The sequence below is a fragment of the Phytoactinopolyspora endophytica genome (assembly GCF_004138495.1).
Classification (GTDB): domain Bacteria; phylum Actinomycetota; class Actinomycetes; order Jiangellales; family Jiangellaceae; genus Phytoactinopolyspora; species Phytoactinopolyspora endophytica.
The window spans coordinates 373,457-373,743 of sequence record NZ_ML142852.1; the positions used below are offsets into that span (position 1 = coordinate 373,457).

Consider the following 287-nt stretch of genomic DNA (forward strand, 5'->3'; position numbering starts at 1 on the left):
CGACTTCGCCACCGCCGAAGACCTCGTACAGGACGCGGTCCTGGCGGCGTTGCAACGCTGGCCAGAGGACGGCATCCCGGATCGGCCCGACGCGTGGCTGTTCACCGTGGCCCGGCGACGGGGCCTGGACATGCTGCGCCGCGAGGACAACTACCGCGCCAAGCTCGCGCAGTTGCAGTGGCCGGTCCAGCCGGATCCGGACGAGCGGCTACGGTTGATCTTCACCTGCTGCCACCCGGCGCTTCCCCGGTCGGCACAGATCGCGCTCACCCTGCGGGTCGTATGCG

At 70.4% G+C, this 287-nt stretch carries 1 protein-coding gene; it reads left to right on the forward strand.

All coding sequences use genetic code 11. The features are described 5' to 3' along the window. On the forward strand, positions 1-287 hold a 287-nt coding region (locus tag ELR45_RS37360), incomplete at both ends, for a sigma factor (protein WP_276320664.1).